This window comes from Chondromyces crocatus, from assembly GCF_001189295.1.
In the GTDB taxonomy this organism is placed as follows: domain Bacteria; phylum Myxococcota_A; class Polyangia; order Polyangiales; family Polyangiaceae; genus Chondromyces; species Chondromyces crocatus.
In genome coordinates this window covers 4,287,491-4,310,243 of sequence record NZ_CP012159.1, presented here as the reverse complement: position 1 = coordinate 4,310,243, position 22,753 = coordinate 4,287,491, and the positions used below count along the sequence as shown (strand labels likewise).

Below are 22,753 nucleotides of genomic sequence, written 5' to 3'. Positions count from 1 at the left end.
GATGGTCATGCAGAAGTGGGTGCGTCGTGGTCTCGGAGGCGTGGTGTTGAGCGGGAGTGTGCTGGGTGGGTGCCACCTGCTCATCGACCACCGGGACGGGGTGCTGCGCGAGGAGGAGTCGCCCGACGATGGGGGCGAGCTGGGGTGCAATGGCAACGGGATCAAGGATGGGGACGAGACGGGGCGGGACTGCGGTGGGGGTCTGTGCCCTGCGTGCGAGGATGGCGAGGGATGCCAGGTCGGGACGGACTGTGCGAGCCGGGTGTGCATCGCCGGGACGTGCCGCGCACCGACCTGCACCGACGGGGTGAAGAATGGCGCGGAGAGCGATGTCGACTGCGGAGGGGTCGGTGACGGAAGCTGTGCACCATGCGTGGACGGAGCGAGGTGTGAGCAGCACGCCGACTGCCAGAGCGGGGTATGCAAGGACGAGCGCTGCGCGACGACGCTGCTCTGGGTGAAGCAGTTCCCAGCGCTCGAAGAAAGCAGCGTCGCGGGGAATGCAGAGGGGGTGGTCGTCGTGACGGGGTTGACGGAGGTCGAGCCCTACCTCGGTGGCGATCCGCTACCTCCGCAGACGGCCGACGTGGGGATCGGCAGCTACGATCCGGAGGGAAAGCACCTGTGGAGTGGCGTGTTCGGGGATGGGAATGCCAGCATCACGCTCTCCGAGGATGTGGCCGTGTTTCGTGATGGCAGCGTCGCCGTCACCGGAAGATTCGACAACAGCATCGACTTCGGTGGCGGACCGCTCCAGGCGAGCACCACGGATCTCTTCGTGGCGATGTTCTCCAGAGACGGTGACCACCTGTGGAGCAGAGATTCCGGCGGTAGCGGAGCAGGGGGTGCGCTGGTCGCGGATGCCAAGTCGATGGATCTATGGATCACCGGGAATTATGGCGGCAACTTCAATCTCGGTGGAGGCCCGCTGCCGTCCGCAGGCGGCTTGTACGTGGCGCGACTGACGAAGAGCGGTGGCCACGTCTGGAGCCGAGGACTGTCGTCGAATGCGTATGGTCAGCACATTGGCGTCGATGGGTCCGGGAATGCCGTGGTGGCAGGTGCATTTTCGACCCCCGTCGATCTAGGCGGCGGTCCCCTGCCCCATTCTGGCGGAAACGATTTCTACCTCTTGAAGCTCTCGCCCGCTGGGACCCATCTCTGGAGCAAGGCGCTCTCCGGGGGTGAGGTGGTGGGAATCGCAGTGGATGGTTCCGGACATGTGGTTTTGTCAGGATATTTTTCTGGCTCTTTGCAGATCGGCGCGATGCAGATGACCAGCACGGGACATCCACAGAATACGCTTCCTGACGCTTTTCTCATCAAGCTCGCTCCGGATGGTTCCGTACTCTGGAGTCAACATGTCGGCACACCGGGCACAGACATCTGTCGCAAACCCGCTGTCGATCCCCTCGGGAACATCGCACTCGCCTGCTGGATGGATGGGCCAGCCGACATCGGCGGACGCGTGCTCGAGGGTTCCTTGCTGCTCAAGCTGGATCCCGACGGGAAGTACCTGTGGAGCGCGACGATGCGTGGTCCGAACGGCTCGCTCGGAGTGGAAGACGTGGCCGCGCCGGACTCCGAACACATCGTCCTGTCCGGTGAACTCAGCAACACCTTCGATCTCGGCGCTGGCCCCATGACCTCGGTGACGTACCGCGATCTCATCGTCGCGCGCTTCCTCGTCCCGGCTGGCCCCTGATCCCCTCACCCCTTCAGCGCCGCCCCTCCTCGATGCGGCGGCGGGCAAGACGCTCGGCAGCGTCGCTCGGCGACATGCCCTCGGCCTTCGCGATCTCCAGCACGCGCAGCACCGTGTCGTGGATGCCCTCGATCTTGCGCTCCAGCTCGGAGCGCGGCCAGCCGAAGAGGTCCACGGCGCCGCTGAGCACACCGCCGGCGCTGGCCACGTAGTCGGGGATGAACAGGATCCCTCGGGCAGCGAGGGCGCCCGCGTGGCGGGGCGCGAGAAGCTGGTTGTTGGCGCCGCCGACGATGATCTCGGCGCGGATCTCGGGGATGCTCTGGTCGTCGAGCACGCCGCCGAGGGCGCACGGGGCGAGCACGTCGGCTTCGGTGCGGAGGATGGCGTCCGGTGAGACGATGGTGGCGCCGGTCGCGCGGGCCACGCGCTCGGCGTGGGCGGCGTCGACGTCGGCGATCACGAGCTGGGCGCCGGCCTCGGTGAGGAGGCGGGCGAGGTGGCCGCCGACGTTGCCGCTGCCCTGGATGGCCACCTTCCGGCCGGCGAGCGCGTCGGTGCCCCAGCGGGAGCGGGCGGCGGCGCGCATGGCGTGAAAGACGCCGCGCGCGGTCCAGGGGGAGGGGTCGCCCATCCCCTGGACGAGGCCTTTGACGTGGGCGGTCTCCAGGTGGATGCGGGCCATGTCCTCGGGGGTGGTGCCGACGTCCTCGCCAGTGACGAAGCGACCGCCGAGGCGCTCGATGAACCTGCCGTGTGCCCGGAAGAGCTGGTCCCGGTCGGGGGGCGTGTCGCCGAGGAGGATCACGGCCTTGCCGCCGCCCGCGGGCAGGCCGGCGAGCGCGTTCTTGTAGGTCATGCCGGCGGAGAGCCGGAGCGCGTCGACGAGCGCGGCGTCCTCGGTCGGGTAGCGCCAGAGGCGCGTTCCGCCGATGGCCGGGCCGAGCGTGGTGCTGTGGATGGCGAGGATGGCGCGGTAGCCAGCCGCAGGGTCGTGGCAGAAGAGCACCTGCTCGTGCTCGGTGGCGGCGAGGGTGTCGAAGATCGGCATGGGGCGAGCGAGGGTACCATGGCTCCGAGGGGTCGAGGTCAGCCGAGCCCCACGTGCTCAGCAGCGCCGCGTGCTCAGCAGCTCCGCGTGCTCAGCAGCGCCCCGCGCGCTCGGCAGCAGCAGCGCCACGCTTGCTCAGCAGCGCCCCGCGTGAGGCGAGCCGCCGAGGCACGACGCGCGGGTTGCATGACGCATGCAAGGGGGCGTGCATGGTCCGGAGGAATGCGCTCGCCCTGCTCGCCCTGTTCGTCTCGCTGCTCTGCTCGCTGCCGGTCGCGGCCCAGCCGCCCGACACGGCCGCCCAGCCGCCCGACACGACGGCAGCACCACCGGCACCGGCGGCCACGCCGGTCGAGTCCGCATCGCCGAGCGAGGGAGCCCACGGGGCGCCGAGCGAGGTCTCGGCGTCGCCCGTGATGCCGTACGAGAAGTCGGATCTGCTGTTCCGGATGGGCGAGCCCCTGGAGATCGATGTGGGCAAGCGGGTCGGTCAGGCGGTGACGCTCGGCAGCGACGCGCATGTCGCAGGGACGGTGACGGATGATCTGCTGGTGATCGGGGGCAACGCGGTCGTGACGGGCGAGGTGCTCGGCGACGTGACGGTCGTGGGAGGGCAGCTCGAGCTCGGGGCGGCGGCTCGGGTCGGGAACGTGACGCTGGTGCAGTCGGAGATGAAGCTCGCGCCAGGGGCTGCGATCCTCGGGCAGGTGACGCGGAGCAGTGGGCCCATCTGGGGCTGGGGTGTGGGGTGGTTCTTCTGGCTGAGCGCGAGCGCGTTCGTGGTGGTGTGCGGGCTCGTGTTCGCTGCGCTGGGGGGGCGGCAGCTCGCGGGCGCAGCGATGCTGCTTTCGCGGCGTCCAGGGAGCGCGGGGCTGAGCGCGCTGGCGCTGTGGGTCGGGCTGCCGCTCCTGGCGACGCTGGCGTTGATGTCGGTGGTGGGCATTCCGATCGGGTTCGCGGTGCTGTTCTTCGCGCTGCCGGTACTGTGGTTCCTCGGATACCTGGTGTTCGGTGCGGAGGTGGGGCTCTTGCTCGGGAAGTGGCGCGGGGCGAAGGTGCCGACGGATCATCCGTATGTGGCGGTCGCCGTGGGACTGCTGGTGATGCAGCTCGTGGCGTTCGTGCCGTGGATCGGGGGGCTGTTCGCGTTCCTCGCGGGGCTCTGGGGTGCGGGAGCGCTGGTGCTCCGATCGCTGCGGGTGCTGCAAGGAGAGCCGCAAGAGGTGATGGCGGCTTGAGGGCACGCGAGAAGGTGCGTGAGATCGTTCGCGAAGCCGTGAATTCATGCGCCGCGAGGGCGTGCGTGCGTTCGCGGATTCGTGGAATCGTGCAGCGAAACAGCGTGAGCCCGTCCACCCCGTCGACGCGGAATGGCTGTAAAAAGGCTTCGATCGTGCGCCCCGCGCGCACTGCGTACGTTGCGACGCGCTGGCTCCTCGGCTAGCGTCGCGAGCGCGTGAGCGGTCCTGGATGCTCGATCCAGGGGGTTTTGCGCCTGCTTTCCTGGACGAGGAGACTTGATGATGAAGCGACCCCACGCGCTCGCGGCGCCTCTGCTCGCGGTGCTCACGGTGCTCGCGCTGTCCGTCGGCTTGACGCGCAGCGCCGCGGCACAGACGACGATCCCTGGTGGCAACGTGATCAACCAGACCTGGACGACGGCGGGCAGTCCGTACGTCGTGCAGGGGGACATCGTGGTGCCGGCAGGGGCGACGCTGACGATCGAGGCAGGGACGCAGGTCCACTTCACGTCGTCGGATGGGCAGGTGTCGGGCGTGGACACGGCGCGGGTCGAGATGACGGTGCGCGGGACGCTGAACGTGAACGGCACGGCGGCGAGCCCGGTGGTGTTCCAGGCCAGCTCGGGCAGCTCGCCGGGGAGCTGGTACGGGGTGCGGGCGGACCAGGCGTCGACGGTGCTGAACACCAGCTACCTGGAGGTGCGGCACGCGCGGTTCGGGGTCCACGTGAGCAACGGGGAGCAGACGCTCACCAGGATCACGGCGCGGAACAACACGAACGGGATCTACTTCGCCGAGGGTGGGTCCGGCAGCGTGGTGGACTCGGTCATCCGGGACAACAGCAATGACGGCATCTATGCCGGGGTGCTCGCCGGCAGCACGGCCAGCGTCGACGTCGTGGGGAGCACGCTGTACGGCAACACCGGGTACGGGCTGAACGCGCGCGGGGCGAGCGGCGCCAACCTGACCGTCCATGTCAGGAACAGCGTCGTCGTCGGGAACTCGGTCGGCGTGTACCGCTTCTCGTCGTCGGGGACGACCACGGTCGACGTCACCCACTCGAACGTGTGGGCGAACAGCGGGAGTGACTATTCCGGCACCACGGCTGGGACCGGGAGCTTCTCGGCAAACCCGCTGTTCGTGAACGAGCCGTCGAACCTGAGGCTCAGCGCCAACTCGCCGGCACGCTTCGCTTCCAGCACGAACACGGACATCGGCGCGCTGCCCTACACGGGTGATGCGACGACGGGGCTGCTCGGTGTGCTCTGGAACGACCTGACCCTGGGCGCCGCGGGTTCTCCTCACCTGGTCACGGGCGATCTCACGGTGGCCCCCGGCGTGACGCTGACGTTGCAGCCGGGGACGACGCTGCGCTTCGCGACGACGGACGCGATGGTCTCGGGGACGAACACGAGCCGCGGCGAGCTGATCGTGCGAGGGACGCTGAATGCTTCGGGGACGGTCAGCCAGCCGGTGACCATCGACTCGACCGGCTCGAGCCCGGGCTCCTGGTGGGGGATCCAGCTCGCATCCACCTCGACGGGCAGCTCGTTCGCGAACGCGGTGATCTCCAGGGCGACCTACGGGATCTGGCTCGACAGCGGCACACAGACGCTGACCGGGCTGACGGCCCAGGGGAACACCAACGGTGTGTACTTCACGGGTGACGGGGCAGGGTCGGTGACCAACGCGATCCTCCGCGACAACTCGAATGACGGGATCTACGTCGGGATCGCCAGCGGTTCGACCAAGAGCGTCACCATCACCGGCGCGACGATCTACGGGAACACAGGGTACGGGCTGAACGCGCGCGGGGCGAGCGGCGCGAACCTGACCGTCAACGTCAGGAACAGCGTCGTCGTCGGCAACTCGGTCGGCGTGTACCGCTTCGCGTCGTCGGGGACGACCACGGTCGACGTCACCCACTCGAACGTGTGGGCGAACAGCGGGAGCGACTACTCCGGCACCACGGCTGGGACCGGGAGCTTCTCGGCAAACCCGCTGTTCGTGAACGAGCCGTCGAACCTGAGGCTCAGCGCCAACTCGCCGGCGCGTTTCGCCTCCAGCACGAACACGGACATCGGCGCGCTGCCCTACACGGGCGACGCGACCACGGGGCTGCTCGGCGTGCTCTGGAACGACCTGACCCTGGGCGCCGCGGGTTCTCCTCACCTGGTCACGGGCGACCTCACCGTCGCCCCGGGGGTGACCTTGCGGCTGCAACCCGGCGCCACGCTGCGCTTCGCGACGACGGACGCGATGGTCTCGGGGACGAACACGAACCGCGGCGAGCTGATCGTGCGCGGCACGCTGAACGCGGCGGGGACGCGCGCGCAGCCGGTGACCATCGACTCGACGGGATCGAGCCCGGGCTCCTGGTGGGGGATCCAGCTCGCGGCCACCTCGACGGGCAGCTCGTTCTTCAACGCGGTGGTCTCCAGGGCGACCTACGGGATCTGGCTCGAAGCCGGCGTGCAGGTCATCAACGGATTGACGGCCCACGGGAACACCAACGGCGTGTACTTCACGGGCGAAGGGCGCGGCGTGGTGACCAATGCGCTCATCCGCGACAACTCGAACGACGGCATCTACGTCGCAATCAATGCGAGCGGGACCAAGACCGTCGACATCATCAACGCCACGCTCTACGGCAACACGGGCTACGGGGTGAACGCACGCGGAGCGAGCGGTGCGAACCTGACCGTCAACGTCAAGAACAGCATCGTCATCGGCAACTCGGTCGGGGTGTACCGTTTCGCGTCGTCGGGCACGACGACCGTCGACGTCACCTACTCGAACGTGTGGGGGAACAGCGGCTCCAACTACTCCGGCACGTCGGCAGGGACCGGGTGCATCTCGGTGAACCCGCAGTTCGCGGCCGAGCCGACGGACCTGCGGCTCCAGGGCTCCAGCCTGTGCATCGACGCGGGGACCGCCGTGGGCGCGCCGACCGCGGACCTCGACGGGAACCCGCGGCCTCTGGACGGAGACGGGCTGGGCGGGGCGCAATTCGACATGGGGGCGTACGAGTACGCAGGGCTTTCGGTGTGCGGTGACGGGCTGATCGGCCAGGGCGAGGCCTGCGACGATGGGGCGATGAACGGGCAGTACGGCTACTGCCGCGCCGACTGCTCGGGGCCAGGGCCGAGCTGCGGGGACGGGATCACCAACGGGCCCGAGCAGTGCGACGACGGGAACGCGAACAACAACGATGGCTGCTTGAACACGTGCAGGCTGGCCACCTGCGGTGACGGCGTCGTCCGCGAGGGCGTCGAGGCGTGCGACGACGGCAACCAGAGCAACGACGACGCGTGCCTGAACACCTGCGAGATCGCCACCTGCGGTGATGGGTTCGTGCAGGCCGGGGTCGAGGAGTGCGACGACGGGAACACCGTCGACGGTGACGGGTGCAGCGCGGCTTGCCTGAGCGAGGGACAGAGCGGCGTCGGCGGCGGCGGCATGGGTGGCGCCGGTGGCGATGAGCCAGGCGCTGGCGGCGCAGGGGGCGCTGGCGGAAATGTCGGCGGCGGTGGCCCGGGACAGGGCGGCGAAGGTGGCGAGAACCCGGGCGCGGGCGGCGCTGGCCTCGGCGGCGTGGGCGGTTCGGGCGCGGCAGGCGATGGCAGCGCCGGGGACGATGGCGGCTGCGGGTGCCGGGTCGCAGGATCCGAGGGCGGTGCGCAAGGGCAGGCGCTGCTGGTCCTCGCTGGCTTCGCGGCGGTGATCGCGCGACGGCAGCGGCGCAATCGACAGGCTGCCTGAGCCTCGACGCGAGGGGGGTCGCATTCCTGCGACTCCCTGGCCTCGAATCGCATTCCTGCGATTCCACGTTCCGTGAATCGCATTCCTGCATCTCTCCCCTCCACGAATTGCATTCCTGCGACTCCCGCCGTGGGCCACCGCTCACGACGCCGTGCGGATCACGCTCCGGGAAGGGACGAGCGCATTGCGACCTCCCTCCCCATCCCCTAGGTTCGCCGCCGGTTCGGTCCGTCCCGTCGACGGTGCCCGAGGTCTATCTCCCACGTCTGGATGTGTCGCATGCTGAAGCGTCGAGCCACGCGGTCGTCATTGTGTTTTCCGTGGTCGTGCGCGCTGCTCGTCGGGCTCTCGGGCAGCGCTGCGGCGCAGACGACGATCCCGGCGGGGAACCTCGGCAACCAGACGTGGACCCCCGCAGGGAGCCCTTACACGGTGCAGGGCGACGTCGTGGTCGCGGCCGGTGCGACGCTGACGATCGAGGCGGGCACCGAGGTCCGCTTCGCCACGACGGACTCGACGAACAGCGGACTGGCCGCGCAGTTCGTGGAGCTGATCGTGCGCGGGACGCTGACCGTGAACGGCACCGCGGCGAGGCCGGTGGTGTTCCGCTCCGCCGCGGCTGACACGTCAGGACGCTGGTACGGGCTGGTGGCGCAGGAGCCCACGGCTTCGATGCACGTGCAGCACGCCGAGCTGCGGCACGCGCAGCACGCCTTCTACCTCATGGATGGCCAGCACACGCTGAACGGCCTCCTGGTCCACAGCAGCCAGATCGGCGCTTACCTTCGTGGAGGCGCCTGGGGGAGGGTGACCAACTCGGTCTTCCGCAACAACAGCTCGGCCATCTTCATCCTCCGGGATGGCAACGCGGCGGGCAACATCGACCTCGTGAACAACACCATCCACGCCAACACGAGCAGCGGTGTGTACACGCGCGCGACGACCGGCTTCAGCGTGCTCGTGAACGTCACGAACTGCATCATCACGAGCAACGCCAGGGGCCTCGAGCGCAACTCGGGCTCCAGCTCCGGGCCTTCGTCGGTCAACGTCACCCATTCGAACGTGTGGGGTAACACGATCGCCAACTACGCCGCGGTCACCGCGGGGACGGGCACCCTCTCGGTCGATCCGCGCTACGTGGCGACCCCGGGAAACCTGCGGCTCCAGCCCACGAGCGCTTGCATCGATGCGGGGACGGCGACGGGGGCGCCCAGCCACGATTTCGACGGGAGTCCTCGGCCCGCGGACGGGGATGGAGTCGGTGGAGCCGCGTTCGACATGGGCGCCTTCGAGCGCCCTGCGCCGCCAGTCTGCGGTGACGGGCTCGTGGGTGCAGGCGAAGCCTGTGACGATGGTCCGCTCAATGGGCAGTATGGTCATTGCCGCTCGGATTGCGGAGGGCCCGGAGCACGCTGTGGCGACGGGATCACGAATGGTCCGGAGCAGTGCGACGATGGCAATCAGAACAACGGCGATGCCTGCTTGAACTCGTGCGTCACGGCGACCTGCGGCGACGGTTTCGTGCAGGCCGGCGTCGAGCAATGCGACGATGGCAATCAAAGCAACCATGACGGCTGCCTGAATACCTGTACCACCGCAAGCTGCGGAGATGGCTTCGTGCAGTCGGGCGTCGAGCAGTGCGACGATGGCAACCAGAGCAACGGCGATGCCTGTCTGAACACGTGCGTCACCGCGACCTGTGGCGACGGCTTCGTGCAGGTCGGCGTCGAGCAATGCGACGATGGCAATCAGAGCAACAATGATGGCTGCCTGAACACCTGCATCACCGCGACCTGCGGCGATGGCTTCGTGCAGGCTGGCGTCGAGCAGTGCGACGACGGCAACCAGAGCAACGGCGATGCCTGTCTGAACACGTGCGTCACCGCGACCTGTGGCGACGGCTTCGTGCAGGCTGGCGTCGAGCAGTGCGACGACGGCAACCAGAGCAACGGCGATGCGTGTCTGAACACGTGCGTCACCGCGACCTGCGGCGACGGCTTCGTGCAGGCTGGCGTCGAGCAGTGCGACGACGGCAACCAGAGCAACGGCGATGCGTGTCTGAACACGTGCGTCACCGCGACCTGTGGCGACGGCTTCGTGCAGGTCGGCGTCGAGCAGTGCGACGACGGCAACCCGATCGATACCGATGCCTGCCGTAACAACTGCGCGCTGCCGAGCTGTGGCGACGGCGTGGTGCAGCAGGGGGAAGCCTGCGACGATGGCAACCAGAGCAACGACGACGGCTGCTTGAACACATGCATCCTCGCGACGTGTGGTGACGGGTTCGTCCAGGAGGGCGTCGAGGCGTGTGACGACGGCAATGAGGACGACACCGATGGGTGTGTCGAGGGGTGCGTCGAAGCCGCCTGCGGCGACGGCTTCGTCCAGGAAGGCGTCGAGGACTGCGACGATGGCAACACCGCCAGCGGGGATGGCTGCGCTGCCGACTGCATGAGTGAAGGTCAGGGAGGCGCTGGCGGAGGCGCTGGCGGCGCTGGCGGCGCTGGCGGCGCTGGCGAAGCTGGCGGCGCTGGCGGCGCTGGCGGCGCTGGCGGCGCTGGCGGAGGCGCTGGGGGCAGCGGTGGCGCTGGGCTCGGAGGGACCGGAGGCTCGAACAGCGGCGGCGGCGACGGGGCTGCCGAGGACGATGGTGGGTGCGGATGTCGTGCAGCGGGCGTCGAGAGCAGCTCGCAGGGGGGAAGCGCCCTGCTGCTGCTGGGCGGCCTGGCAGCGATGGTCGGGCGGCGACGACAGGGGAAGCGCGCCGCCTGAGACTCTCTTCACCTGGACGCGGATGCTCTGGGGAACGCTGGTGCCATGGCGGGTGCTCCACTTCCCGCAAACGTCTTCCCGTGGCCTCGTGATCCAGCGACCTCGCGCCCGGGGTTCAGGACCGGCGTATGGGCTGTGCCCTGTTTTCAGGCCCAGCGGATGGATTGCAACCTGACTTCAGCCCCTTCGTATGCGCTGCAACCTGATTTCAGGTTCCTCGTATGCACTGCAACATGTTTTCAGGCTCCGCACATGCGCTGCGCTCCGTTTTCAAGCGCAACGCATGTGCATCCTCTGGCCTTCGAGAGGGCCATCTTCATTGCGCAGGATCGACTGCTGGAATAGGGTCGCCGGTCGGCCGTCGTGGTCCGCCCTCGTGATCCCATGAGCGTCACGCCGCCCATCCTTCGAGGAGTTTTCATGCCTTTGAAGCGCAGCTCGGCGCTTTCCGCCTTCTTTTTCGGCTTGCTGTGTGCGGTGGCATTGCTGGTCGGTCTGACCCGCAATGCCTCGGCCCAGACGACCATTCCTGGCGGAAATATCGCCAACCAGACCTGGACGCTCGCGGGGAGCCCCTACCGGGTGCAAGGCGACATCGTGATCCCGGCTGGCTCGACGCTCACGATCGAGGCAGGCGTCGAGGTCCACGTCACCCCGACGGACGCGCAAAGCGGCGGCCTGGACTCCGGTCGGGTCGAGGTGACGGTGCGCGGAACGCTGAACCTGAACGGCACGGCGGCCAGTCCGGTCCGCTTCCGGGCGACCTCGAACAGCACGACACCATCGCTCTGGTACGGCGTTCTGACCGATGGAGCGAGCGCTCAGCTCAACGTGAGCCACGTCCACATCCAGAATGCGCGGTATGCGTTCCACTTCAGTGAAGGCAGCCACGTCCTGAATCACGTCTCCGGCCAGTACAATACCCAGGCGGTTCATGTCACCGGCACGGCAACGGCGACGGTGAATCACGCGACATTCAACAACAACACCCACGGCGTCTACTTCACGGGTGGCTCCTCGGGCTCGGTGAACCACTCGATCCTCCGGGACAACACCAACACCGGCATCTACAGCCAGATCACCGGCGACGCGCAGAGCACCATCAGCGTGCTCGGCTGCACGCTGTACGCGAACACCACGCACGGGATCTACGTGCAAGCTGCGCCCTCGGCCTCGCTGAACTTCGCTGTCAGGAACAGCATCGTCACGCACAACGGCACCGGCCTCCTTCGCTACACCGTCACCGGAAACCCTTCTGTCAGCCTCACCTATTCCAATGTCTGGGGGAACACGACCAACACGACCGGAGGCATCACCTCAGGGGCGGGGCTGCTCCAGACCAACCCGCTGTACGTGAGCGCGTCGAACCTGCGCCTCACGTCGAACTCTCCTGCGCGCTTCGCCTCCGACACGGGTGGCGACATCGGCGCGCTCCCGTACACGGGGGATCCCACGACCGGCCTGCTGGGCGTGCTCTGGGACGACCGGACGCTCGACGCATCGGGATCGCCGTACACGGTCACGGGTGACCTCATCGTCGCCCCCGGCGTGACGTTGACCTTGCAGCCAGGGACGACACTGCGCTTCGCGACGACCGACGCGATGGGCGCTGGAGAGGACCCGGCCCTTGGCGAGCTGGAGGTGCAGGGGCGGCTCCTCGCCGCGGGGACCCTGACCCAGCCAATCATCTTCGAGTCCGCAGGCTCCGCCACGCCCTCCTGGTGGGGCGTCAACATCGGACCGACCTCGACGGGGAGCGTGACGTCGCACATCACGATCCGCCGCTCCCGATACGGTCTGCACATCAACAACCCGAGCCATGTCGTCGACGCCCTGACGGCCCAGAACAATTCGTATGGGGTCCATGTCATGGGCACCTCGACGGCCTCGGTGACCCGCTCGCGGCTCGAGAACAACACCTACGGGGCCTTCTTCACGAACGGCGCCTCGGGCTCGGTCGTCAACTCGGTGATCCGCAACAACACGAACACCGGCGTCTACACCTTCATCGGCAATGCGGTGAGCAGCACCGTCCGCGTGATCAACAGTACCGTCTACGCCAACGCCACCTACGGCTTGTATGTGCATGCAGGGGCGAACACGACGCTGGCGGTGCACGTCACCAACAGCATCGTCACCAACAACGGTACCGGGATCTTTCGCTACACGAGCTCCGGGAACCCCACCGTCAGCGTCACGTACTCCGACGTGTGGAGCAACTCGCCCAACTATACCGGCGTCGCAGCAGGAGCTGGGACGATCTCGGCCAACCCGCAGTACGTGAGCGCGAGCGATCTCCGGCTCCAGTCCACGAGTCCGTGCATCGACACGGGGACATCTTCGGGCGCGCCGGACACGGATTTCGACGGAAACGCGAGGCCGCTGGACGGCGATGGCGTCAACGGCCCCGCCTTCGACATGGGCGCCTACGAGTTCGTCGGCCCATCCGTGTGCGGCGATGGCGCGGTGGGGCCAGGCGAGGTCTGCGACGACGGGGCGCAGAACGGGCAGTACGGCCGGTGTCTGTCCGACTGCAGCGGGCTCGGACCGCATTGCGGGGACGGGATCGCGAACGGTCCCGAGCAGTGCGATGACGGCAACCAGAGCAACACCGATGCTTGCTTGAACACCTGCATGGTGGCGACCTGCGGCGACGGGTTCGTGCAGGCTGGTGTCGAGCAGTGCGACGATGGCAACCAGAGCAACAACGACGCTTGCTTGAACACCTGTGTCCCCGCCTTCTGCGGCGACGGCTTCGTCAGGACCGGTGTCGAGCAGTGCGACGACGGCAACCTGAGCAACACCGATGCCTGCTTGAACACCTGCGTCCACGCCACCTGTGGCGATGGCTTCGTCCAGATCGGCGTCGAGCAGTGCGATGACGGCAATCTGAGCAACGACGACGCCTGCTTGAACACCTGCATGGCGGCGACCTGCGGCGACGGATTCGTTCAGACCGGCGTCGAGCAGTGCGACGACGGCAACCAGAGCAACGACGACGCCTGCTTGAACACCTGCACCAATGCCAGCTGCGGCGACGGATTCGTTCAGACCGGCGTCGAGCAGTGCGACGACGGCAACCAGAGCAACGACGACGCCTGCTTGAACACCTGCACCAATGCCAGCTGCGGTGATGGTTTCGTCAGGACCGGCGTCGAGCAATGCGATGACGGCAACCAGAGCAACAACGACGCTTGCTTGAATACCTGCGTGCCTGCCAGCTGCGGTGATGGTTTCGTCAGGACCGGCGTCGAGCAATGCGATGACGGCAACCAGAGCAACAACGACGCTTGCTTGAATACCTGCGTGCCTGCCAGCTGCGGTGATGGCTTCGTCCAGACCGGCGTCGAGCAGTGCGATGACGGCAACCAGAGCAACGACGACGCCTGCTTGAACACCTGCACCAATGCCAGCTGCGGTGATGGCTTCGTTCAGACCGGCGTCGAGGCCTGTGACGACGGCAATGAGATCGACAATGACGATTGTCGCAACAACTGCTCGCTACCCACCTGTGGAGACGGGGTGGTACAGGCGGGGGAAGCTTGCGACGACGGCAACCAGAGCAACAACGACGCCTGCTTGAACACCTGCATGCTCGCTATCTGCGGCGACGGCTTCGTCCGGGATGGGGTCGAGGAGTGCGACGACGGCAACCAGGACGACACCGACGAGTGCGTCGAGGGCTGCGTCGAGGCCACCTGCGGTGATGGCTTCGTCCAGGAGGGGGTCGAGGAATGCGACGACGGCAACGACGAGAGCGGGGACGGCTGCGCCGCCGACTGCACGAGTGAAGGCCAGGGGGGCGCCGGTGGCGGCTTCGGGGGCGCCGGTGGCGGCTTCGGGGGCGCCGGTGGCGGCTTCGGGGGCGCCGGTGGCGGCTTCGGGGGGGCTGGCGGCTTCGGTGGCGCTGGTGGCGGCTTCGGGGGCGCTGGTGGCGGCTTCGGTGGTGCCGGTGGCAACGGAGGCGCTGGGCTCGGTGGATCCGGGGGCTCGACCAGCGGTGGTGACGGGGCTGCCGAGGACGATGGCGGCTGCGGGTGCCGCGCCGCAGGCGGCGAGAGCACCTCGCAAGGAAGCGCGCTGCTGCTGCTGGGCGGCCTGGCGGCCATGGTCGGGCGACGGCGGCGGGTGAAGCGCGCCGCCTGAGATTCCTCTCGCTCGACGCTGACCCACAGGAAGGCGCCGCACTCCCTGCGTGCGCCTTCCAATGACCTCGTATTCCACGAACTCGCGCCCTGCTCCCCGGCACACCGTACGGGCTGCGCCCTGCTTCCCGGCACACCGTACGGGCTGCGCCCTGCTCCCCGGCACACCGTACGGGCTGCGCCCTGCTCCCCGGCACACCGTACGGGCTGCGCCCTGCTCTCCGGCATACCCCATGGCACCGCCATGCCTTCAGGCCGGTGCATGCGCGTTCTCTGGCGTTCGAGCAGGGCCATCGTCGTTGCACACGATTGACTGCTGGAATAGGGTCGCCGGTCGATCGTGGTCCGCGTACGCACCCGCACCGCGCACCCCGCCCCCCTGTACATTCTTCGAGGAGCTCTCATGCTTTTGAAGCGCCACTCCGCGCTTTCCGCCTTCCTGTTCGGTCTGCTCTGTACGGTGGCATTGCTGGTCGGTCTGACGGGCAATGCCTTGGCCCAGACGACCATTCCCGGCGGGAACATCATCAACCAGACCTGGACCCTCGCGGGGAGCCCCTACCGGGTACAAGGCGACATCGTGATCCCGGCCGGCTCGACGCTCACGATCGAGGCGGGCGTCCAGGTGCACGTCAGCACGTCGGACGCGCAAGGCACCGGCCAGGACACCTCTCAGGTCGAGGTGACGGTGCGCGGGACGATGAACCTGAACGGGACCGCGGCCAACCCGATCCTCTTCCGCGCGATCTCGGGGACCACGGCCGCGCTCTGGTACGGCGTGGTTGCCGAGGGGGCGAGCGCGCAGCTCGCGATCAACAACGTCGAGATCCAGAACGCGCGGTACGGGTTCTACTTCAGCGAAGGGACCCACGTCCTGAACTCCGTCACGGGTCACACCAACACCTACGCGGTCTATCTCGCTGGCACCGCTGCGGCGTCCGTGAACTACGCGACGCTTCGCAACAACACGTACGGTGTCTACTTTGCCGGCGGCTCCTCGGGCTCGGTGAACAACTCGGTCCTGCGGGACAACAGCCACACCGGCATCTACACCTATGTCAGCAGCGGCACGCAGAGCACCATTTCCGTGGTCGGCTCCACGGTGCGCGGCAACAGCACGAACGGGATCTACGTGCGGTCGGGGTCCGGCATCTCGCTGACCTACGCTGTCAGGAACAGCATCGTCACGAACAACGGCAACGGCATCTTCCGCTACATCACCAGCGGGAACCCCACCGTCAACGTCACGTACTCCGACGTGTGGAGCAACACGACCAACTACACCAACGTCACCGAGGGGACTGGCACGTTCTCGGCCAACCCGCTGTACGTGAGCGCGTCGAACCTGCGCCTCACCTCGAACTCTCCAGCGCGCTTCGCCTCCGATACGGGTGGCGACATCGGCGCGCTCTCCTACACGGGGGATCCCACGAGCGGTCTCCTGGGGGTGCTCTGGAACGACCGGACGCTCGACGCCTCCGGCTCGCCTCACGCGGTGACCGGTGACCTCACCATCGCCCCCGGCGTGACCTTGACCTTGCAGCCGGGGACCACGCTGCGCTTCGGATCGAGCGACGCGATGGGCGCGGGCGAGGCCACGACCGAGATCGAGCTGGATGTGAAGGGGCGGCTCAACGCCGCAGGGACGGTGGCTCAGCCGATCACCTTCGACAGCAGCAGCTCCAACACCCCCGCGTGGTGGGGCATTCACCTCAGGCCGACCTCGACCGGGAGCGTGACCTCCAACATCGCCATCTCCAGGGCCAGGTACGGCCTGTACATCGACAACCCCAACCACGCCGTCGACGCACTGACGGCCCGAAACAACAGCTACGGGGTCTACGTCGTCGGTACCGCAACGGCCTCGGTGACCCGCTCGCTGTTCCAGACCAACACGTACGGGGTCTACTTCTCGGGCGGCTCCGCCGGCTCGGTGGTCAACTCGATCCTCCGCAACAACACCCACACCGGGATCTATGCCTACGTCAGCACCGTGACGAGCAGCACGATCCGCGTGATCAACAGCACGGTGTACGCCAACAGCACCACTGGCTTGTACGTGCGGGGAGCCACGAACGCATCGCTGACGGTGCACGTCACCAACTCCATTTTCACGAGCAACGGCACCGGCATCTTCCGCTACACGACCAGCGGGAACCCCACCGTCAACGTCACGTACTCCGACGTGTGGAGCAACACGACCAACTACACCAACGTCACGGCGGGGACAGGGTCGATCTCGGCGAACCCGCTGTACGTGGGCGCGAGCGATCTCCGGTTGCAGTCCACGAGCCTGTGCATCGACGCGGGGACGCCGTCGGGCGCGCCGAACGTGGATTTCGACGGAAACCCCAGGCCGCTGGACGGCGACGGGATCAACGGCGCCGCCTTCGACATGGGCGCCTACGAGTTCGTCGGCCTGTCGGTGTGCGGTGATGGCGTGGTGGGGCCCGGCGAGGTCTGCGACGATGGGGCGCAGAACGGGCAGTACGGCCGGTGCCGGACGGACTGCAGCGGGCTCGGGCCGCGCTGCGGTGACGGGATCACGAATGGCCCCGAGCAGTGCGACGACGGCAACCAGAGCAACACCGATGCCTGCTTGAACACCTGCATGATGGCGGCCTGCGGGGACGGGTTCGTGCAGGCAGGCGTCGAGCAGTGCGACGACGGCAACCAGAGCAACAACGACGCTTGCTTGAACACCTGCATCCCGGCCTTCTGCGGCGATGGGTTCACCAGGGCCGGCGTCGAGCAGTGCGACGACGGCAACCAGAGCAACAACGACGCTTGCTTGAACACCTGTGCCCACGCCACCTGCGGCGATGGGTTCATCAGGACCGGCGTCGAGCAGTGCGACGACGGCAACCAGAGCAACAACGACGCTTGCTTGAACACCTGCGTGCCCGCCACCTGCGGCGATGGCTTCGTCAGGACCGGCGTCGAACAGTGCGACGACGGCAACCAGAGCAACAACGACGCTTGCCTCAACACCTGCACCAACGCCGCCTGCGGCGATGGCTTCGTCAGGACCGGCGTCGAGCAGTGCGACGACGGCAACCAGAGCAACAACGACGCTTGCCTCAACACCTGCACCAACGCGACCTGCGGTGACGGCTTCGTCCAGACCGGCGTCGAGGCCTGTGATGACGGCAATCAGATCGACAACGACGAGTGCCGCAACAACTGCTCGCGGCCGGGCTGCGGTGACGGCGTGCTGCAGCCAGGGGAGGCGTGCGACGACGGCAACCAGAGCAACGATGATGGCTGCCTGAACACCTGCATCGTGGCCTCCTGCGGCGACGGCTTCGTCAGGACCGGCGTCGAGGAGTGCGACGACGGCAACCAGGACGACACCGACGAGTGCGTCGAAGGCTGCGTCGAGGCCGCCTGCGGCGATGGCTTCGTCCAGGAAGGGGTCGAGGACTGCGACGACGGCAACACCACGAGCGGCGATGGCTGCTCGGCCACCTGCTCGAGTGAAGGCCAGGGCGGTGCTGGCGGTGGCTCGGGCGGCAGCGGTGGCGAAGGCGGCCTCGGCGCAGGTGGCGCTGGCGGCGCCGGGGGTGAAGGCGGCCTCGGCGCAGGTGGCGCGGGCGGCGACGGACTTGGCGGCGTCGGCGGCTCCGGAGGCCAGGGCGACGGCGACGTCGAAGACGACGGTGGCTGCGGGTGCCGAGCCGCAGGCAGCGAGCGTGGCCCGCAAGGGAGCGCCCTGTTGCTGCTGGGTGGCCTGGCTGCCCTGATGGCACGGCGGCGCCGCGTGAAGCTGGCCGCCTGAGCGCGCCAGGACCGAAGGCGGGTCGCCCCGGGTGACCCGCCTTCCCACCCCCGACCCTCCTTGTCCACGGCTGGAACGACCCCTCCTCGCAGACATCGTGACGGCGGCTCGCGTTCTCGCGATTCTCATTCCTGCGACTCGCATTCCTGCGCACTGCGATGCAGCGATGCACGATCGTGCATGGTGAGGTGGCTCGTGATGCACAGGCGAGCGCCACGGAGAGGCCAAGCCAGCGAAACCTGAAGCCCCCGCACCAGCGCAGCGCTTCGCTCGATTTCGAGCGAAGCCGAAGCTCACCGTGATGGCTGGCTCTCTTGCTTTGACCAACAACCAATCGCGTGCGAATGCGAGCGGAAAGAGGGACGAGCGTCGCGCCCCTGTCCTTGCGATGGCCTTCCCATTCGAATACGGTCGCCCCGTCTGTGTGTTCAGCTTCAGCGATCGCCAACGAGCATCGCTGTTTCGAGGAGCCTCTCATGCCGTGGATGCGCCGTTCTGCGCTGCTGGTCTACGTATTCGGTCTGCTGTGTACCTTCGCGCTGCTCGTCGCCATGACGCGCAATGCAGCAGCGCAGACGACAATCCCCGGTGGAAACGTCATCAACCAGACGTGGACCCTCGCCGGGAGCCCCTACACGGTGCAAGGGGACGTGGTCGTCCCCGCCGGGGCGACGCTCACCATCGAGGCCGGCGTGCAGGTGCGCTTCGCTTCGACGGACGCACAAACCTCCGGGCTGGATACCTCCCGCGTGGAGCTGACCGTCCGCGGGACACTGAACTTGAACGGGACGGCCGCGAACCCGGTGGTGCTCCAGGCCAGCTCCGGTAGCTCGGCGGGGCTCTGGTATGGCGTCGTCGCCGACCAAGCGTCCGCCGTGCTGAATACCAGCCACGTCAACGTGCGACACGCGGAGTATGGGTTCCATCTCCTCGTGGGTCAACAGACCCTGCAGGGCATCACGGCCCATACCAACCGCTACGGCATCTACTTCGCGGGCAGTGCGTCCGGTTCGGTGACGAACTCGATCCTGCGCCACAACACCAGCGCTGGGGTCAATGTCTACCCCAGCAGCGGCTCTGCAAGTTCCGTCACCATCGACCATTGCACCGTCCACGCCAACAGCGAGTACGGGGTCTTTGCGCGCACCAGCCCTGGCGTCGTCCTGACCGTCGACGTCACCAACAGCATCGTCACCAACAACAACTACGGCATCTACAGGCACACGGTCTCGGGCAACCCTACGGTCAATGTCACGTACTCCAATGTCTGGAACAACTCGCCCATCAATTACGGCGGCACCTCCGGCGGCGTTGGCTCGTTCTCCGCGAACCCCCTCTATGTCAACGATGTCGGCAACCCGCGCCCTACCTCCAACTCTCCGGCGCGCTTCGCTGCCAGCGACGGAAGTGACATCGGCGCTCTCCCCTACACCGGGAATCCGACGAACGGCCTGCTCGGCGTGCTCTGGAGCGACCTGACCCTGGGCCCCTCGGGCTCACCCCACCTGGTCACTGGCGACCTCACCGTTGGGCCGGGCGTCACCCTCACCCTGCAACCGGGTACCACACTGCGCTTCGACCCCGTCGATGTCATGCGCTCGGGGCTCGACGTCAGCCGCAACGAGCTGACCGTGCGCGGGAGCCTCCGCGCCGAGGGAACACCTGCACAGCGCGTCACCATTACCTCCTCCAGCACCTCCATCGGCGCGTGGTGGGGTATCCGTCTCGCGGCATCGTCCTCCGGCAACTCGTTCTTCAACACCATCGTCACCCGCGCCACCTACGCCGTCTACGTCGAAGAAGGCACGCAGAACATCGATGGCCTGGTCGCGCAAGGAAACAACCACGGCGTCTACTTCGCAGGCAATGCGTCCGGCTCGGTGGTGAACTCGCTCCTGCGCAACAACGCCGGCTCCGGTGTCCACATCTCCACCAGCAGCGGAGCGGGAAACACGGTCAACGTCGTCAACTCCACCCTCCACGGCAACAGCGCCGATGGCATCCATGCGCGCACCAGCTCGGGTGTGGACCTGACCGTCAACGTCACCAACAGCATCATCACCCAGAACAGCACCGGCATCTACCGCTACACGACCTCAGGCAACGCCGTGGTCAACGTCATTCACTCCAACGTCTGGGGGAACTCGAGCGGCAACTACTCCGGCGTCACCGCGGGCACCGGCTCGCTCTCCGTCAACCCCCTCTACGTCGCCGCCCCGGGGGATCTCCGGCTCCAGAGCACGAGCGCGTGCATCGACGCGGGCACGGCGACGGGGGCGCCGAGCGCGGACCTCGACGGCAACCCGCGACCGCTGGACGGGGACGGGATCAACGGGGCGGCCTTCGACATGGGCGCCTACGAGTTCATGCCCGCGTCGATATGCGGGGATGGCATCGTCGGCCCCGGGGAGGCCTGTGACGATGGCCCACAGAACGGCCAGTACAACCACTGCCGCGCGGACTGTGGCGGCCCGGGCCCGCGCTGCGGCGACGGGATCACCAACGGCCCGGAGCAGTGCGACGACGGCAACGCGAGCAATACGGACGGCTGTCTCAACACGTGCACACTCGCCGCGTGCGGCGATGGCTTCGTCCAGGCCGGCGTCGAGCAGTGCGACGATGGCAACCAGAGCAACAGCGACGCTTGCCTCAATACCTGCGTCAATGCCTCCTGCGGCGATGGCTTCGTCCAGGCCGGCTTCGAGCAGTGCGACGACGGCAACCAGAGCAACAGCGACGCTTGCCTCAATACCTGCGTCAATGCCTCCTGCGGCGATGGCTTCGTCCAGGCCGGCTTCGAGCAGTGCGACGACGGCAACCAGAGCAACAACGACGCTTGCCTCAATACCTGCGTCAACGCGGCCTGCGGCGACGGCTTCGTCAGGACCGGCGTCGAGCAGTGCGATGACGGCAACCAGAGCAACAACGACGCTTGCCTCAATACCTGCGTCAACGCGGCCTGCGGCGACGGCTTCGTCAGGACCGGCGTCGAGCAGTGCGATGACGGCAACCAGAGCAACAATGACGCTTGCCTCAACACCTGCACCAGCGCGACCTGCGGCGACGGCTTCGTCAGGACCGGCGTCGAGCAGTGCGATGACGGCAACCAGAGCAACAATGACGCTTGCCTCAACACCTGCACCAGCGCGACCTGCGGCGATGGCTTCGTCCAGACCGGGGTCGAGGCCTGTGACGACGGCAACCCGATCGACGACGACGACTGCCGCAACAACTGTGCGCTGCCAGGCTGCGGCGATGGCGTGGTGCAGGCAGGGGAAGCTTGCGACGACGGCAACCAGAGCAACAACGACGGCTGCTTGAATACCTGCATGCTCGCCACCTGCGGCGATGGCTTCGTCCGCGATGGCGTCGAGGCGTGCGACGACGGCAACCAGGACGACACCGACGAGTGCGTCGAGGGCTGCGTCGAGGCGGTCTGCGGCGACGGCTTCGTCCAGGAAGGGGTCGAGGACTGCGACGATGGCAACACCACGAGCGGCGATGGCTGCTCGGCGACCTGCACGAGCGAAGGCCAGGGCGGCGCTGGCGGAGGCCAGGGCGGCGCTGGCGGAGGCTCGGGCGGCAGCGGGGGCGAAGGCGGGCTCGGCGCTGGGGGCGCTGGCGCTGGGGGCGCCGGGGGTGAAGGCGGTGAGGGTGGCCTCGGCGCGGGCGGCGACGGGCTCGGCGGCGTCGGCGGCTCCCGCGGGCAGGATGGCGACAATGTCGAGGATGACGGGGGCTGCGGCTGCCGCGCAGCCGGCAGCAAGCGCAGTCCGCAAGGGAGCGCGCTGCTGGTGCTGGGTGGCCTGGCTGCCCTGGTGGCACGGCGCCGTCGCGTGAAGCTGGCCGCGTGACCGCGCCAGGACCGAAGGCGGGTCGCCCGAGTGACCCGCCTTTCCTCTCATCGCCCCGCTCGTCTTCCCTTCTCGTAGGATCCTTGTCTGCTGAGCAAGCGACCCCTCGTCGCAGGTGTGGTCCCGATGATTCACATTTCTGCGATGCGCACTCCTGCTCATTGCGACGCAGGAGCAGGATGCCCATTCGTGCACGGTGAGACGTCGGATGAACCGAATTCGTGTGTCGTGGCACAGCCATGTCCGCGATACCGGAATCCATTCTCACCGGCGCCGCGCCTCACTCGCCATTAAGCGAAGCTCGGATGCGGTAGAACTCGTGTCCCACAAGGCGCAGGGATGGTCGCAAAGACACCATCGTCCTTGCGACAGTTCTCCCTGTCGAATACCGTCGGACGGTTCTGTGCGGGCTGCTCCGGCGACCGCCAACGAGGCTCGTTCTTTC

At 67.6% G+C, this 22,753-nt stretch carries 8 protein-coding genes; 7 read left to right on the top strand and 1 reads right to left on the bottom strand.

The genetic code is table 11. The annotated features are described in order from the left end of the window. Positions 1 to 7: 7 nt before the first annotated feature. Positions 8 to 1,705, top strand: coding sequence for a hypothetical protein (locus tag CMC5_RS15940; RefSeq protein ID WP_156338622.1), 1,698 nt, complete (start codon positions 8 to 10; stop codon positions 1,703 to 1,705). A 13-nt stretch (positions 1,706 to 1,718) separates the two neighbouring features. On the opposite strand, the gene CMC5_RS15935 is transcribed toward CMC5_RS15940, so the two are convergent. Continuing rightward, entirely contained in the window at positions 1,719 to 2,756 is a 1,038-nt protein-coding gene (locus tag CMC5_RS15935) for a Glu/Leu/Phe/Val dehydrogenase dimerization domain-containing protein (protein WP_050431236.1), read from the bottom strand. Positions 2,757 to 2,965: 209 nt separating this feature from the next. Between CMC5_RS15935 and CMC5_RS15930 the strand changes: the two genes are divergently transcribed. The 6 genes from CMC5_RS15930 (at position 2,966) to CMC5_RS46510 (ending at position 22,308) form a co-directional block, all read left to right on the top strand. After that, positions 2,966 to 3,994, top strand: coding sequence for a bactofilin family protein (locus tag CMC5_RS15930; protein WP_050431235.1), 1,029 nt, complete (start codon positions 2,966 to 2,968; stop codon positions 3,992 to 3,994). A gap of 282 nt (positions 3,995 to 4,276) precedes the next feature. Further along, positions 4,277 to 7,759 (top strand): right-handed parallel beta-helix repeat-containing protein, encoded by a 3,483-nt coding sequence (locus CMC5_RS15925; RefSeq protein WP_050431234.1) that lies wholly within the window; start codon positions 4,277 to 4,279, stop codon positions 7,757 to 7,759. A 279-nt stretch (positions 7,760 to 8,038) separates the two neighbouring features. Then, a complete protein-coding gene (locus CMC5_RS15920; protein WP_050431233.1) occupies positions 8,039 to 10,531 on the top strand; it encodes a DUF4215 domain-containing protein in 2,493 nt (830 codons plus the stop codon). 420 nt (positions 10,532 to 10,951) lie between these two features. Continuing rightward, positions 10,952 to 14,677, top strand: coding sequence for a DUF4215 domain-containing protein (locus CMC5_RS15915; protein ID WP_050431232.1), 3,726 nt, complete (start codon positions 10,952 to 10,954; stop codon positions 14,675 to 14,677). A 402-nt stretch (positions 14,678 to 15,079) separates the two neighbouring features. Then, the gene (locus CMC5_RS15910; RefSeq protein ID WP_050431231.1) at positions 15,080 to 18,454 is read left to right on the top strand and encodes a DUF4215 domain-containing protein; all 3,375 of its coding nucleotides are present in this window, start codon (positions 15,080 to 15,082) and stop codon (positions 18,452 to 18,454) included. A 476-nt stretch (positions 18,455 to 18,930) separates the two neighbouring features. Beyond that, on the top strand, positions 18,931 to 22,308 hold the full coding sequence (locus CMC5_RS46510) for a DUF4215 domain-containing protein (RefSeq protein WP_050431230.1): 3,378 nt from the start codon (positions 18,931 to 18,933) through the stop codon (positions 22,306 to 22,308). The last annotated feature ends 445 nt before the right edge of the window (positions 22,309 to 22,753 follow it).